Below are 15,767 nucleotides of genomic sequence, written 5' to 3'. Positions count from 1 at the left end.
ATGATTTGGTGCTTCAGAAATATCTCATTGCCAAGGACTGGCTTCATCGTCTGATTGGGAGAAGCTTTCAATGGCGGCTTGCGGTCCTCGCGCAGGGTCTCTGGTCAGCGGCAAGCTTTTTGGTCACAATGTACCTCGTTCGCTCTCTTGCGGTCCATGATTTCGGGATGTTCGCTGTGGGTGTGGCCACTCGATATTTCTTCCTGATGATCCTTTCCGCGCTGGCAATTTCACCCATGCTTGTGATCAGCAGTCGGCGGGTTGTAAATGATCAAAAAGATCCCCTTCTGGCCGCAATTGTCTTTAGTTTTGAGATCATTTTTTTTATATCCGCCTTGATCTCCATCTTTGTTGGCCGCCTCAACGGATGGCCGGCGGTCGAATTCGTCATTTTTATATTCGGTGGTTTAGCGGTTGAGTTGCAAAGAAGGATCAATTTCATTCATCAACGGATTTCTCAGGATTTTGTCGGAGGATTGGTCTCAATTGGTGGAACAATCGGTAGCCTTTTTCTCTTACAGAAATATGGATTCTTCACACTCGCAAACATCTTTCTGGTGTTGGGCTTGGTGAATTTTCTTTGGGCTTGCCAGAGCGGCTGGGGATATTGGCTTCGTCCCTCAGTCCCGTCTGAAATAGCGGGTCTGAACGAAGTGTGGAAAATCGGCCGATGGGGGTTGGGAACGAATCTGGCTGGGTATGCCTACACGCAGATGAGCACCTTCCTGACACTGGGCCTGATCGGCACGGCGGGTGTTGCCGTATTAGAATTGGGACGTCAATTTATATTGCCGATCCAAGTTCTTCTGGTTGGGGCCGCCAATTTATGGCAGACAAAACTTGCAAGAAGTGCCGCCAAGAATTCGCCGGCATATTTTGTTCGAGAGGTCTGGCGGGTGAGTTGGATACAAACCCTTGTCGGCGCGGGGCTTCTGTTGGTGATTCTGTTCTTTCTTCCCTTCCTCATTCCGTGGGTTGTTCCGGGAAAGGAGCAGGCCTACGCGGCGTCTTTACCCGTTGCCTGGATTTTATCCGGCGCCATGATCTGCCAGCTGCTTTGGGCATATCACAGTTTTGGCGTGGTCGCCTTAGGGAAGCCGGAATATGGCTTTTTTACCAAATCGGTGACCTTCCTTCTTTTGATACCGATAGGATATCTCATGACGAAGGAATGGGGCTTGATCGGCGCTTCCTGGAGCCGGTTCTTAGGCGAGTTTCTGGTTTTTGCCCTCTCGGTGGTGATGTTGCGGCGCGCCGCAAGCGATCGTGAAAACGACCCTGAATTGATGGTCGATGGGTTAAAACAGAGACCTTCCATTGCCGATTAATGGGGAAATCAAAAGATCCTGATTTAAGGCAAGGGGAGAGGGGTTGCGAGATCGAGAGATGATAGATCGAATGACAGGGCCGATTCAGAAGGGCGATCCGGAGATATCCATCGTGATGGCGGCTTATAATGCGGCCTCTTTTATTGCCGCCTCCCTCACGGCTGCACTTGCCCAGAATCATCCGAGTTTTGAAGTGATTGTAGTGGATGATGGCTCCAGCGATGCGACGGAGCAGATCTGCGGAAAAATCAATGATCCGCGCCTTCGTTACCTTCGCCGCGACCGGATCGGGTTTCCAAGTGCGTTGAATGAGGGGATCTCTTTGGCAAGGGGGAGGTATATTGCCATCAATGATGCGGATGATTTAAGTCTTCCTCACCGGTTGAGTTATGCCGTCGCTTTTTTTAAGGCGCATCCTGACGTGGCGGTGGTGGCTACGGCATATGCCAAAACATCTAAATTTCATCAGTCTGTTCCAGAGAGTGTTTTCTCGACTGGAGAAGTGGAGAACCCATCACCGGTATGGGTTCCCGCATCGAGGTTGTATCGGGGAAACCCATTCGTTCACTCCACGCTGGTGTTTCCGAAATCGATTTGGGAATCAGCCGGACGATATGACGAGAAGTTGAGTATGTGTGTCGATTATGATTTCGTTCTGCGGGCAGCACGGTTCGGAAGCGTCGTCTTGCTGCCGGGTCGAACGGTCATATGGTATACGAATCCAACCTCCTTTTTTAAGAAGAAGAGTACGCAGGAATACCGGGACACGCTTACAGCCGTTAAGGTGCGGGCACGAAGACTGCTGAATTTGCCCTTTTGGGTCCGGCTCTATGACATGATTCCGATCTATCGGAGATTCTTAAAAATGGCGATGAGGATACAAAGGCAGAGTTGAGGTTCGAGTCAACCGTGCTTTCAATGCGATGAGAGAAAGATGAAACTGGTGGTATTAACGAATATTCTGACCCCGTACCGTATCCCTCTCTTTGAAGCTTTGCAGCACCGCGTGAAGGATTTTACCGTTTTGTTAATGGCACGGCATGAGGAGAATCGTCGGTGGAGGTTGGCGCCGCATTCTTTCAAAATGCAGGTCTTACCGGGGATCCACATTCGGCCGCCCGGGTTCTTAATCTCGGTACATCTCAATTATGGTGTGATCAAGGCCTTGCGCAAATTGGATCCTGATGTCGTTGTGAGTGGAGGTTTTGGGATCGCGAATATTTCAGCATGGATCTACTGCCGTCTCTTCCGGAAGAGATTCATCGGATGGGGAGAGTTGACAATGACTGATTGCGCAACGACCTCGGTCATCCGAAGAGCAATCCGGCAATGCCTGATCCGTTATTCGGACGGCGTCATTGCCTCATCGCGTGTGGCACGAGACGCATTTCTCCATTATGGGGCGCGTGAAGATCGTCTCTTGACCGCAGTCATGCCGATTGAAGTCTCTTATTTTCAAAGGCAGACGGAAGCGTTTAGGCAATCCGAGGAGTGTAAGCGCCTCCGCGGCGAATATTCAGGACCGATTCTTCTGTCGATTGGGCAACTGATCCGCCGGAAGGGATATTTGGAACTTTTTAAGATTTATGAACAGATCGTGAAGCGGAGACCCGACGTTGAATTGCTCATTATAGGGGAAGGACCCGAACGCCCTTTGTATGAAAAGATTGTGCAAGAAAAAGGGTGGGCGAACGTTCATTTTATCGGATATGTGCAGAAAGAAGAGTTGAGTAAGTACTTTGCCGCCGCGGATCTTTTTGTTTTTCACACCCTCTCCGATTCTTTCGGCGCCGTCCTCAGTGAGGCGATGGCGGCGGGGGTTCCCTCCGTGTCATCCGTTCACGCCGCGGCGACGCATGACTTGATTGAGGAGGGCCTCACGGGATTTAAGTTCGACCCAAAGGACATAGAATCATCGGCTGAGGCCATCTTAAAAGCATTGGAGATGAGTGTTGTAGCAAAGAAGGTAATGGTCAAAACAGCCTATGAACGGGTTAAACAATTTGATATTGAAGTCTCTGCAGAGGAAATGATTCGGTTTATAGAAAGAGTATCCGATTCCGGGAGGAGCGGAGCAATGGATCTACGTTCGGATAGAACACTCAATCGAGTAGAAGAGAAAAATGGCTAAAAAAGAGTTGGTCCTGGTGATCGGTCCAACGCCTCCCCCTCATCACGGTGTTGCAGTGGCCATTCAAACGCTTCTCGACTCTAGGGTCAAGGAAGCGTTTGAAATTCGTCATTTGGATCTGGCGGATCGGCGTGGCATCGAATATGTGAACGCGCCGGATCTCCATGATGTCTTCTTATTTATCAAGCAATGGCTTGGTTTCATTCAAATCCTCATTCGCGATCGATGCAAGATTGTTTATGTTCCGATCTCCCAAAAAACGGTCGGGTTCATTCGGGATAGTTTCTTTGTCTGGCCGGCTATTCTCGTGGGAAGTCGGGTCGTAATTCATCTCCATGGCGGAGGACTCAGAACCTGGTACGAAACTCGGGGGCGCGTGTTGAAGTTCTACGTTCGACGTCTCTTCAGCGGAGTGGCTCATGTGATTGTTCTGGGGAACTCTTTTAGAAGCATTTTTGACGGACTCGTTCCTGCCGAGAAAATCTCGGTAATTCCGAATGGGATTCGATGGAACGACAATGACGCGGCATCGATCGGGACCGTTGGGAAGCGCCGCCGATACAGAATTCTACACCTTGGCACATTAAGTCAAGCAAAGGGGACATTGGTATTGCTGGCGGCTGCGGCCATCCTTGTGAAAATCAGACAGGATATCGAGTTTGTATTCGCGGGAGAGTGGTCTCGGCCCCAAGAGAAGGAACAGGCACAGTCTTTTATCACCCAAGAGGGTTTCGCCGACGCGGTTCTCTTCACCGGCTCTGTCGCGGGACAGGCAAAATCGGCATTATTCCGGTCGGCGGACCTATTTGTGTTTGCCGGAGTTCAACAAGAGGGACAGCCGCTTGCTGTAATTGAGGCAATGGCAGCCGGCCTGCCGATTCTCTTTACGGATCGAGGGTGTCTTCGCGAGACGGTCATTGAGGGAGAGAATGGTTTGGAGGTGAGATGCAATGATCCGGAGCATCTCGCCAAGCAAATTTTGTTGTTGTTGGAAAGTCCGGAGAGCTTGAAGAGAATGGGAGTTCGAAGCCGAGCGCGATATGAAGCCCTCTATACCGAAGAGCGATATGCTGAGAAGATCGTCGCGCTTTTTTTAAAAGTAGCAAAAGAGAACACTTAATGGCGTATTCACATTTGTAATCGAGGTGTGCATGAAACAGGTGATTCAAAATTATCGGACCGGCACTTTGAAGGTTGAGGAAGTTCCTGCGCCGACGGTGCGGGAGGGCGGATTGCTTGTGGCGACGCAGGTTTCTTTAATCAGCGCCGGGACGGAACGTTCGACCGTGCAGGTGGCGCAGAAAAGTTTGGCCGGCAAGGCGATGGAGCGGCCCGATCTGGTCCGAAAGGTCCTGAATAAGATCCAAAAAGAAGGGGTCGTCGATACCTTGCGAATGGTCTTCGAGCGGCTCGACACCCCGGCCGCCCTCGGCTACAGCGCCGCGGGCATCGTGCTCGAAGTGGGCAAGCGGGTCGAAGGGTTTTCGGTGGGGGATCGGGTCGCCTGCACCGGTCAAAATTATGCCTCGCATGCCGCGATGATCTCCGTTCCGAAAAACCTTTGCGTGAAGATGCCGGAGGGGATCGATTTCGAAGAAGGGGCCTTTGTCGCGCTCGGGGCCATCGCCCTGCAGGGGGTGAGACAAGCCGAACCTCAACTGGGCGATCGGGTCGCCGTCATCGGACTGGGTCTTCTCGGACAGTTGACCGTTCAGCTGCTGAAGGCGGCCGGCTGCGCGGTCCTTGCCTCTGATTTTGATCCGGCGAAAATCGCCCTTGCAACCGCCCTCGGCGCGGATGTCGCAGCGCCCCCCGACCGGTTGATTGAGGCGGCGGCCGGCTTCACACAGGGCGCTGGGTTGGACGCCATCTTGATCACGGCGAGCACGAAGGAAAACGGCCCGGTCGAGATGGCCGGGGAGATTGCGCGAAAGAAGGGACGGGTCGTGGTGGTCGGCGCGGTGGGGATGGAAATCCCGCGGGAGCCCTATTACAAGAAAGAGCTGGAGCTGCGGCTCTCCACCTCCTATGGCCCGGGCCGGTATGATCCCGAATATGAGGAGAAAGGGCACGACTATCCTTATGGCTATGTCCGATGGACGGAAGGGCGGAACATGGAGGCCTTTCTTGCACTTATCGCGCAGAAGAAGGTCGATGTGAAGCGGCTGATCACCCATCGGTACCCGATCCAAGAGGCGGAGCAGGCTTATCGGTTGATGATGGAAGGGGGCGCCCCTTACTTGGGGATCATGCTCTCTTATCCGGGTCAAGAGAAGGCGAAACCGAATCGCGTCGTGCACCTCCGCAAGGGGAGCCGATCGGGCCGGGTGCAGCTTGGAATTATCGGCGCCGGAAGCCATGTCAAAGACCGGCTTCTACCTGTATTAAGCGGTATCAAGGAAGTCTCTTTGAGAGCCATCTGCACCGCCAGCGGAATCCATGCAAAGGCATTGGCGGAGAAGAGCAGTGCGGTCTATTGCGCGAGCGATTACCGAGAAGTGTTGAAGGATGAAGAGATCAATGCCGTCTTGATCGGAACCCGCCATCGCGACCATGGACAAATGGTGGTCGAATCGCTTCGTGCCGGGAAACATGTCTTTGTCGAGAAGCCGCTCTGTCTTTCGGAAGAAGAGTTGGAGGAAATTACCGCCGTTTACGAAGCCAAGGCGACCGAAGGGATTCAACTGATGGTTGGATTCAACCGACGTTTCTCTCCCCACATGGCTCAAGCCCGCGCCCTGTTCCAAGATCGAAAAAATCCGCTGGTGATGCTCTATCGGGTGAATGCCGGGGCGCTTCCGCCGGACCATTGGGTGCATGATCCGGAGATCGGGGGCGGACGTATTCTGGGGGAAGCCTGTCACTTCATCGATTGCATGCAGGCCCTCTGCGGATCGGTTCCGACGTCGGTGCACGCGCGCCGGATCGATCATCACACCTCCGGCATCACGGAGGATCAGAGCCTCCTCTCCTTTTCTTTCGCCGACGGCTCCATCGGCACGGTGATCTACACGGCCGGCGGCGATACCGCCTTGGCGAAGGAGCGGTTCGAAGCCTTCGGGGAGGGGAAGGCGGTGATCATCAATGATTTTATTAAAACCGAATCTTTCTCCGGCGGAAAAGGAAAGAGCTTTAAGACGAGCAAACAAGACAAAGGATTCCAGACGGAGATGACGCGCTTTGTTGAGGCGATTCAGGGGGGAACCCCGGCAATGTCGTTTGCTGAAATCCAGGCCGTGACAAGGGCCACGCTCCGCGCGGTGGAGAGTGGCCGGACCGGTGCGGTTTACGCGTTGGGAGAGTAGACGGAATGGCCAATCTCAAGTGGATGGTAAAACGGCTTCGCGTCATGGGCCCGACGGAGATCGCACATCGGATCGGAGAGCAGTGGACGTTGAAGATGATGGCGGCCCGTTATCGAATGGGGCGGGGCGGGATCGTTTCGTCGGAGCGGGAGTTTTCCCGTTTCGAATTTTGTAGGGGAACAGCGCCGAAGCTTCCGACGCTCCCCATCAAAATGACCGATCCTGAAGAGATCGATCGTCTCCTCTCCGGAAAAATCAAGATCGGAGACTGGCGCTGGCAGTGGCGCCCCGAAGGGGCCGTCTGGCATGAGGCCCCCGATACGGGGAAGATCTGGCCGAGGCTTTTTTTCGGATCGATTTCATACCGGCCCGGAAATCAATACGGGGATATTCGAATCGCATGGGAGCCTTCCCGGCTCCAGCAGTTGGTCGGATTAGGACTTCTTTCGAAAGAGGCTTCTCCCGAGATCGGCCGGCAGGCGGCCGCCCTTCTTGAAGCGCAATTCCTTTCTTGGATCGAGGCGAATCCGTTTTTGACGGGGATTCATTATATCTCCGCGATGGAGTGCGGCCTTCGCCTCATCGCGGCCTGCCACGCGCTCGATCTGGTTCGCGACCGATTGCGCGATCCTGAATCGGTTTGGTTCGCCCTGATTCGGTTGATCGAGGAACATGCGTCGCTCATCGAGAAGCGGCTTTCGGTCCACTCTTCCGTCGGAAACCATACCCTGTCCGAGGCGGCGGGACTGATCTATGCCGGCGTTCTTTTCCCGGAAATGCGAGGGGCGGATCGATGGCGGGGACTCGGTCTCTCCCTTTTGGAGAAAGAGGCCGATCATCAGATTCTTCCGGATGGGGGCGGGGTGGAGCAGGCCTTTCATTATCTTCGTTTTGGGGTCGATCTCTACCAGTTGGTGGTTGCACTTCTGATCCATCAAGCGCAGCCGATCCCGCCCGCCTTGCGGGAGGCGACGCAACGCGGCCGGCGGTTTCTCGGCGCCGCCGCCGACACGAAGGGACGCGTTCCCTCGATCGGCGACAGCGATGACGGTCATGCGCTCTCACCCTTCCTCCGTTTCGGTTCGGAAGAGGGGATTCGGGAAGGGCTGACCTCTTTTAATGAGGCCGGTTATTCTCAGATTCGAAGCGGCCAAGCCGTTCTTCGTTTTGACCATGGTTCCCTCGGCATGCCGCCGCTCTGCGGGCACGGTCATGCAGATGCCTTGTCGGTGACGCTCCGAATCGGAGAGAACGAATTCTTGATCGATCCGGGGACCTACAGCTATGCCGATCTGAAATGGCGGGCCTATTTCCGAGGGACCGCCGCCCACAATACCGTCGTCGTCGATCGGCAAGATCAAGCCATTCAGGAGGCCCCCTTTATCTGGTCCAATCCGTTTGATGCCAAGGTCGTTCAGCGCGAGGTGTTGGACGAAGGAGGGATACGGCTGTTGGCTTCGCATCCGGGATACGCGCGCTGCGGGGTGACACACTGGCGGGCGGTGTTTTTTGAACCGCCGGGGAGTTGGCTCATCTGGGATTTTCTTGCCGGCGCGGGAAAACATACGCTTGATCTTTATTGGCATCTCGGTGTAGAACCGAATCGAACCGGAGATGTCTTCCTCCTTTCCGATTCGACCCAAATCGTCTCGCTCTCGGCGGAGGGTGGGGCGCTCTCTCTCCATCGGGGGGAAACCGATCCGATCCTCGGATGGAGAGCGCCCGTCTACGGCAGTAAAGAACCGATCACAGCGATCCGCGTCAGGCACGAGGGGACCCTCCCGCATTCGTTCCTAACCCGTATTGCATTGGGACCGGTCCCCACGACCGGCCACTCCCTGAAAGAAGCCCTGGCAGCGTTAAAGGAGTGGATCTCATGAAACCGAGAAGGATCGAAATTCTGGGGGTTCCGACCGACTGTGTCGACATGAGTCAGGCGGTGGCGCGGGTGGAAACGATGATCGAGGGGAGCCGGGGGGAAGCGGTGATCGCGGTCAATCCTGAAAAGGTGATTAAGGCCCAGAACGATCCTTTTTTATTGGATCAATTACGCGGGGCCGGCCTTCTGATTCCGGACGGAATCGGCGTCGTCTTTGCGGCGCGTCTTCTTCGATTGGGCCGGATGAGTCAGGTCCCCGGCTCGGAGTTGATGCCGGCGATTTGTGAGCGGGCGGCCCGGAAGGGGTACCGAATTTTCCTTTTCGGCGGGAGCGCCGAGGTCAACCAACGGGCGGGAGAAGTTCTTCGCACGCGTTACCCAGGTCTGCAGATCGTCGGACAGCAGCATGGCTATTTAAAAGAAGAAGAGATGGGGGAACTGGTTCAACAAATCAATGCCTCCGGGGCGGAAATCCTCTTCGTCGCCCTGGGAAGTCCGAAGCAGGAGCTCTGGATGGCGCGCTACCTTCCGCAACTTTCCATTAAAGTCTGCCAAGGAGTCGGCGGAACGTTTGATGTTCTTTCGGGCCGGGTCAAACGGGCGCCCGCCTTGTTCAGGAAGATGCATCTGGAGTGGTTCTACCGGCTGGCCTCTCAGCCGCGCCGGTTGATTCGACAGACCGCCTTGCCGAAATTTGCTTGGTTGATCTTGAGGGAGAAGATCGTTCGATGAAGTCGATCCGACTTCCATGGAATCCGGAGGGATCACAGCGTCTCTTTTGGTGGGGCGCGGCGCTGCCGGCGCTGTTGCTCGGAATCATTTACAGCAACGGCATCGCCTATATGGTCCATAAGTGGTATGCCGACGAAAATTACGGCCACGGCTTTTTTGTTCCGTTGATCAGTCTCTATCTGATTTGGCAGCAGCGGCATCGTCTCCGGGAAAAAAGGCTTCAAGGGTCGTGGTGGGGGGTTCCCGTTCTCCTCATCGGAGTGGGGCTCTATTTCATCGGGGAGCTGGCCACCATTTACGTGGTGGTTCACCTCTCCCTTTGGGTCGTGCTGATCGGCCTCACCCTCGCCGCCATCGGAGGGGAGGGGATGCGGATCATCACCTTTCCCCTCTTTTATCTTTTGGCGATGATCCCGCTTCCCGATTTTCTCTATCAAGGTCTTTCAGGGTGGCTTCAATTGGTCTCTTCGGCCTTAGGGGTCGGCTGTCTTCAGGTCATCGGGGTGACCGCCTTTCGGGAAGGAAACGTGATCGATCTCGGACCGATCCAGCTTCAGGTGGTGGAGGCGTGCAGCGGGTTGCGTTATCTCTTTCCGTTGGCGGCCCTGGCGCTGATCTGCGCTTACCTTTTCCGTGAAAAGTTATGGAAGCGGGTGCTCCTCTTTCTTTCCAGTTTTCCGATTGCGATTTTCCTGAATGGATTCCGAATCGGAATGACCGGCCTGTTGGTCGACCTTTACGGAACGCAGACGGCGGAAGGATTTTTTCACAGTTTCTCGGGCTGGCTTCTTTTTGTCAGCAGCCTATCGATTCTTTTCGCCGAGATGTGGTTGCTCGCACGGATCGGCGCCGGAAAGCGAAAGGCGTTTCGAGAGTGGTTCGGAACCGGGCTCGATCCGGTCGAGGCGTCGCGCCTTTCCGCGACGGGCTCCCTTCAAACGGCGCTTCGCCCGCCGCCGTCAACGTATCTCTTCTCGGTCGCCTTATTGGTTCCGGTTCTCTTTGTCTCGATGCAGATCAATGCCCGTGAGGAAATCGTCCCTTCGCGCGAATCGTTCACCGAATTCCCGATGCAGGTGGCGGCCTGGAGCGGAAAACCGCTCGTGATGGAGGAAGCCTATCGCGACGCGCTTCGCTTCGATGATTATCTCCTGGCCGACTATCAGTCGCCGGAGCGGGTGCCGATTAATCTCTACGTCGCCTATTACGGCTCGCAGAAGAAGGGGCAGTCGGCCCATTCCCCCCGCACCTGCATCCCGGGAGGGGGATGGGAAATCACCTCGCTTCGGACGATTCGGATCGACGGGGAGGGAGCCGCGATCCCGCCGCTCTGGGCGAATCGGGTTTTGATCCAAAAGGGAGACCAAAAACAGCTCGTCTATTATTGGTTTCAACAGCGGGGGAGAATCTTGACGAACGAATACCTGGTCAAGTTTTATCTTCTCTGGGATGCCGTGACCCTGAATCGAACGGATGGGGCGTTGGTCCGACTGACCGCCGCGATCTCGCCGGGGGAGAGCGAATCAAACGTAGACGATCGTCTGGTCGGTTTTGCGAGAACCGTTCGACCTCACTTAGGCCGGTATATTCCGGATCACATTCAACCGGAAGACGCTTTTTCTCCGTCTCCCATCGTGCGGACAGCAAATGGTGATTAATCTCTTTTTTGTCTTTGTTTCCTCGTTGGTCATTTGTATGGGGCTGATCCCTTTTTTAATTAAAGGAGCGGCCTATTTCAATGTCCTCGACCTGCCGGGAGGAAGGAAGATGCATTCGGCTCCGATCGCCCGAGTCGGAGGAATCGCGTTTGCAGCAGGCGCCCTGGCGTCGATTCTCATTTGGGTGCCGGTCGATCGGATCATCTTTGCTTATTTAGGCGGTGCCGCGATCATTATTTTCTTCGGTGTGATGGATGACCGGATCAATCTTGATTTTAAGCTCAAGCTTTTGGCCCAACTGATCGCGGCGGCATTCGTGATTGGGGTCGGGGAGATCCGTCTGAGCACCCTCCCCTTTTTAGAAGAGATCATCCTGCCGATTTGGCTCGGTTTACCGCTGACGATCCTCCTCTTGGTGGGGGTTACAAATGCAATCAACCTCTCGGATGGATTGGACGGCCTTGCGGGAGGGCTCTCTCTGTTAAGCCTCGGCGGGATGGCCTATCTCGCCTTTCTGTCGGACGATGCCCTTGTCCTTTCGATCTCTTTGTCGGTGATGGGAGGAATTTTGGGATTTTTGCGGTTCAATACCTATCCGGCACGGATTTTCATGGGGGACGGAGGGAGTCAATTTCTTGGTTATTCAGTCGGGGTGGCGGCGATTCTGCTGACCGATCCGGGACGGGGGGGGTATAGCCCGCTGGTGGTGCTGATGATTATCGGATTGCCGATTCTCGATACGATCAGCGTGATGGGGCAGCGGCGGGTAGAGGGCCGCTCCCTTTTCTCGGCCGACCGAAACCACCTCCATCACAAGTTATTGACGATCGGTTTTTTTCACCATGAAGCGGTCACGTTAATCTATGGGTTTCAGGCGGTGATGGTCAGCTTGGCCGTTCTTTTCTACTGGCGCGGGGAGGCGGAGATTGCGATTGCATTGACCCTTTTGACCCTCCTTTTTTTCTCCCTGATCGTTCTGGCCGGACGGGGTCGGCTGAAATTTCGTCGAATCGATCGGGAGGAGCCGTTCGCGGACGCTCCGATTTTGAAAGAACAAGAGAGCCGCCCCTTGAACGACCTTCCGACCCACCTTTTGGGGATCGGTATTTCCCTCTTTTTGATCGTCAGCGTTTTTATTCCAAGGCAAGTGCCGATCGATTTCGGCCTGATGGCGATCGCCCTTTTTGGATTGTTGCTGGTGGGACTTTGGTTTTTTCAGCGATCGGCGCCGCTTTTGGTTCGGCTGGGGCTTTATGTCGGGGGAACCTTCGTCGTTTATTTAAGCGAAGGCGCCCCCCCGTCGGGCAATTGGCCGATCCATACGATTTTAAATCTCTTCTTTGTTTTTGCGGCGGTGCTGGTCTTCGTCAGTATTCAGCTGAACCGGGAGAAACCGTTTCAAACGACCCCGCTCGACTATCTGGTTCTTTTTGTGTCGCTGGTGGCGCCGGCGCTTCCCGGAATGCGAATCGGCGAGGTTCCGATCGGCTTGATGGGGGGGAAATTGATCGTTTTATTTTTTGCTTACGAGCTGTTGTTAAGCCGTCTCTCGGCGCGGCTGACCCAATGGGGTCTGGTGGCCCTTTGGGCGCTTCTGGTGCTGGGGGTTCGGGCCTGGATGGTCTGAACGTGCCATTGAAGATTGAAAATAAAAAAGCGCCTGATCGATCGTCTCAGGAGGAGACTCATGAAGGGCAATAAAATAAGATGGATTTGGGTATTCTCCTTGTTGATTGTCCTGGTCGGCTGCGGCGGACCCGAGGTGAGAAAAGCCAAGTATACAGCGCGGGCGCAGCAGTATATTCAGGAGGAAAATTGGCCGAAGGCGCGGGTGGCCTTACGCAATGTCCTGAAGATCGATCCGAACGACTCCGAGGCGACTTATTTGGTCGCCCTGGTGGAGGAAAAGGAGAAGAATTGGCTCAATGCGTTTCGATATTACCTGAAGGTCGTCGATTTGAATCCGGACCACCGGGCGGCGCTCGTTAAGCTTGGACGGTTTTACATGGAAGGGGGAGCGACCGATCGGGTGGTGGAGATCGCGGAGAGAATTTTGGCAAAACATCCCGGAGACCCTGCGGCGGAGGTTCTTCAGGCCGGTGTACGCATCAAAAAAGGAGAAAAAGCCGAGGCGCTGGCGCAGCTGGAACAGTTGGTTCGTAAATATCCGGGGGAGCCCGACCCGGTCAGCTTTTTGGCCGCCCTCTATATTGATGGAAATCGTTTAGCGGAAGCGGAGAAACTTTTCCGGCAGGCGGTGGAAAAAAATCCGAAAAGCGTTGTCCTGTTGAATAATCTTGGAAATACGCTGGTCCGCTTGGGACGTTCGGAAGAGACGGAGGAGATCCTTCACCGAATTATCGAGATGGAGCCGAAAGTCTTCCAACATCGGCTGAGATTGGCGGCGTTCTACCGCTCCCGGAATGATCTGGATAAAGCGGAGTCCAACTTAAGGGAAGCGGTTCAACTCGACCCGGAGAGTGAAGAGCGGCGGTTGGTTTTGGCGGAGTTCATCACGACCAGTCGAAATCTTCAAGAAGGGGAGAAGGTGTTTCTGGAAGCGAGGAAAGCCTTATCGCGATCGATGAAGATCCGCTTTGCCCTGGGTCGGTTTTACGAAGAAACGGAACAGCCGTCTAAAGCCCGGACGATTTATCAGGAGGTGGTCGATGAAGAGGGAAACCGCCCCGCGGCGTTGGACGCAAAGGTAAAGTTGGCGACGCTCGACTTGGCCGAAGGCAAGAAAGACGCGGCCGAAAAACGCCTGAACGAGGTTCTTAAAGAGAACCCTCGGTCTTCGGAAGCGCTGCTTCTTCGGGGGAAGATGGCGCTGGCGAAGGAAGAGGAAAAAGAGGCGGTGCAGGCATTCCGCAGTGTTCTCAAGGATCAACCGCAGCGCTCGGATATCCAAGCCCTGTTGGGGGAGGCTTATTATCTTGAGGGCGAGTCGACACTGGCGCGCGAGAGTTTGGAGAAGGCGGTTCTGCTGAATCCACAAGAAATCAGCGCTGTCCGGAGATTGGCCCAACTGGATGGGGTCGAAGGTCGCCGTAAGGAGGGACGCCGACGGCTGGAATCGATCGTCGCGAAAACGCCTGACGATCTGGAGTCGCTCCAGCTGTTAATGCACGCTCAGCTGGCCGATCACGATTTTCGTGCGGCCGAATCAACCTTGACGAAGCTCCGGGCGGCAACGGACCATTCATTCATCATTGGAATGGCGGAGGGGGATTTTCACCAGGCGAAGAAGAATTGGGAACCGGCGACCGCTGCATTTGAACGCGCTGCAGCATCCCGGCCCGATTCACTCGATCCCCTCTTAGCTTTGGTTCGGATCGAATTGAGCCGGGGAAATGGGGATCCGGCGTTACGGCGTCTTCAAAAAGTGATCGCGGCGCAACCGGATCATCCTTTTGCTCATGGAATGCTGGGAGAGGTCCTTTTAACGAAAGGCCGGTTCGAAGAAGCGGAAGCGGCTTTCGAGACCGCCAACCGAATCAAGCCCGATTGGGTCGCCCCCTGGCTAAACCGGGCGAGTCTTCAGCGCGCTCAGAAGGATCTTCCCGGAGCGATATCACTTCTAGAGACCGGACAGAAGGCAAATCCGAAATCGACGGAGCTGCGGCTTCTTCTTGCTTCTATTTTGAATGAGACCGGAGAAGTCGATCGGGCGATTCAACTTTATGAATCGGTTTTGAAGGATCAACCGAAATCGGTCGTGGCGGCCAATAACCTGGCGATCCTCTTGGCCGATCACAAAGGGGATCCGAAGAGTCTCGAACGCGCCCTGGCGTTGAGCCGGGATTTTGAAAAGTATGCCTCGAGCAATGAACTGCTCGATACCCTCGGATGGGTCTACACCAAGACGGGACAGTCGAAAGAAGCGGTTCGCTTGCTGCGGCAAGTGGTCGACAGGGCTCCGAATCATCCGCTCTTTCAGTACCATCTCGGGGTCGCTTATTATAAGGTGGGAGAGTCGATGAAGGCGAAAGAGGCATTGACCAGAGCGATTCAATCTGGAAAGCCGTTTCCCGGTTTAGAAGAGGCCAAGTCGATCTTGGCAGAAACGAAGGGGTAGGATGAAAAAACATTCGGTCTGGATGGTTCTTATATTTGTAGGTTTTTTTCGGGTTTTCTCCGTTTCCGCCCAGGAAGGGGTGGCCGGTCCGGGATATCTCATCGGGCCGGAGGATGTGCTCCATATCTCGGTCTGGAGAGACGAAAGCTTGACCCGTCAAGTAGTGGTCCGGCCGGACGGAATGATCTCTTTCCCTTTGGTCGGCGATATTCGAGCGGAAGAGAGAACGGTAGATGAAATAAAAAACGAGCTGATCCGGCGTCTTGCGCCGTTTATGCCGAACGCGACCGTTTCCGTGGCCGTTGAGAAGATCAACAGCTACAAAATCTACGTGCTCGGAAAAGTGAATCGTCCCGGAGAGTATCTGGTGGGGCGTCCGACCGATATCCTTCAGGCGCTCAGCTTGGCGGGGGGATTAACCCCCTATGCCGCGGAAAATAATATCCGACTCGTCCGTCGGGAAAAAGGGGGCCAGAAAAGCGCCATCTTTCGTTATGGCGAGGTTGTGAAAGGGGAGAATTTGGAGCAAAATATCGTCCTGAAACGGGGTGATGTGGTGATTGTGCCGTGACCCGCGCTCCTCGCCGATGGCACGGTAATCGGCCCTTGTCGCAAAGCAGTTCGGATTTCTTTTTACACGGCGGCCGCAGGCTCCT

At 54.8% G+C, this 15,767-nt stretch carries 11 protein-coding genes; all 11 read left to right on the top strand.

Going from position 1 to position 15,767, the window contains the following annotated elements; genetic code table 11:
• Positions 1-8: 8 nt before the first annotated feature.
• The 11 genes from MCM46_00300 (at position 9) to MCM46_00250 (ending at position 15,682) form a co-directional block, all read left to right on the top strand.
• The gene (locus MCM46_00300; protein ID MCG3110235.1) at positions 9-1,328 is read left to right on the top strand and encodes a hypothetical protein; all 1,320 of its coding nucleotides are present in this window, start codon (positions 9-11) and stop codon (positions 1,326-1,328) included.
• 70 nt (positions 1,329-1,398) lie between these two features.
• Positions 1,399-2,223 (top strand): glycosyltransferase, encoded by an 825-nt coding sequence (locus tag MCM46_00295; protein ID MCG3110234.1) that lies wholly within the window; start codon positions 1,399-1,401, stop codon positions 2,221-2,223.
• A 39-nt stretch (positions 2,224-2,262) separates the two neighbouring features.
• Positions 2,263-3,459, top strand: a complete 1,197-nt coding sequence (locus MCM46_00290) for a glycosyltransferase family 4 protein (GenBank protein MCG3110233.1) — start codon at positions 2,263-2,265, stop codon at positions 3,457-3,459.
• Positions 3,452-4,579, top strand: coding sequence for a glycosyltransferase family 4 protein (locus MCM46_00285; GenBank protein MCG3110232.1), 1,128 nt, complete (start codon positions 3,452-3,454; stop codon positions 4,577-4,579). The genes MCM46_00290 and MCM46_00285 overlap by 8 nt, the downstream gene beginning before the upstream one ends.
• A 31-nt stretch (positions 4,580-4,610) precedes the next feature.
• Positions 4,611-6,764: a bi-domain-containing oxidoreductase gene (locus MCM46_00280; protein MCG3110231.1), complete on the top strand. Its 2,154-nt coding sequence runs from the start codon at positions 4,611-4,613 to the stop codon at positions 6,762-6,764.
• Positions 6,765-6,769: 5 nt separating this feature from the next.
• The gene (locus tag MCM46_00275) at positions 6,770-8,644 is read left to right on the top strand and encodes a heparinase II/III family protein (GenBank protein MCG3110230.1); all 1,875 of its coding nucleotides are present in this window, start codon (positions 6,770-6,772) and stop codon (positions 8,642-8,644) included.
• Positions 8,641-9,375, top strand: coding sequence for a WecB/TagA/CpsF family glycosyltransferase (locus MCM46_00270; protein MCG3110229.1), 735 nt, complete (start codon positions 8,641-8,643; stop codon positions 9,373-9,375). Before MCM46_00275 ends, MCM46_00270 begins: the two co-directional genes overlap by 4 nt.
• Positions 9,372-11,033, top strand: a complete 1,662-nt coding sequence (xrtD, locus tag MCM46_00265) for a VPLPA-CTERM-specific exosortase XrtD (protein ID MCG3110228.1) — start codon at positions 9,372-9,374, stop codon at positions 11,031-11,033. The genes MCM46_00270 and xrtD overlap by 4 nt, the downstream gene beginning before the upstream one ends.
• On the top strand, positions 11,023-12,660 hold the full coding sequence (locus MCM46_00260) for an undecaprenyl/decaprenyl-phosphate alpha-N-acetylglucosaminyl 1-phosphate transferase (GenBank protein MCG3110227.1): 1,638 nt from the start codon (positions 11,023-11,025) through the stop codon (positions 12,658-12,660). The genes xrtD and MCM46_00260 overlap by 11 nt, the downstream gene beginning before the upstream one ends.
• Before the next feature lie 60 nt (positions 12,661-12,720).
• Positions 12,721-15,111, top strand: coding sequence for a tetratricopeptide repeat protein (locus MCM46_00255; GenBank protein MCG3110226.1), 2,391 nt, complete (start codon positions 12,721-12,723; stop codon positions 15,109-15,111).
• A 1-nt stretch (position 15,112) separates the two neighbouring features.
• A complete protein-coding gene (locus MCM46_00250; protein MCG3110225.1) occupies positions 15,113-15,682 on the top strand; it encodes a polysaccharide biosynthesis/export family protein in 570 nt (189 codons plus the stop codon).
• The last annotated feature ends 85 nt before the right edge of the window (positions 15,683-15,767 follow it).

Source organism: Candidatus Manganitrophus morganii (assembly GCA_021651055.1).
Lineage (GTDB): Bacteria > Nitrospirota > Nitrospiria > SBBL01 > Manganitrophaceae > Manganitrophus > Manganitrophus morganii.
The sequence above is the reverse complement of the archived record's forward strand: the minus strand, read 5'-3'. Positions and strand labels throughout refer to the sequence as shown.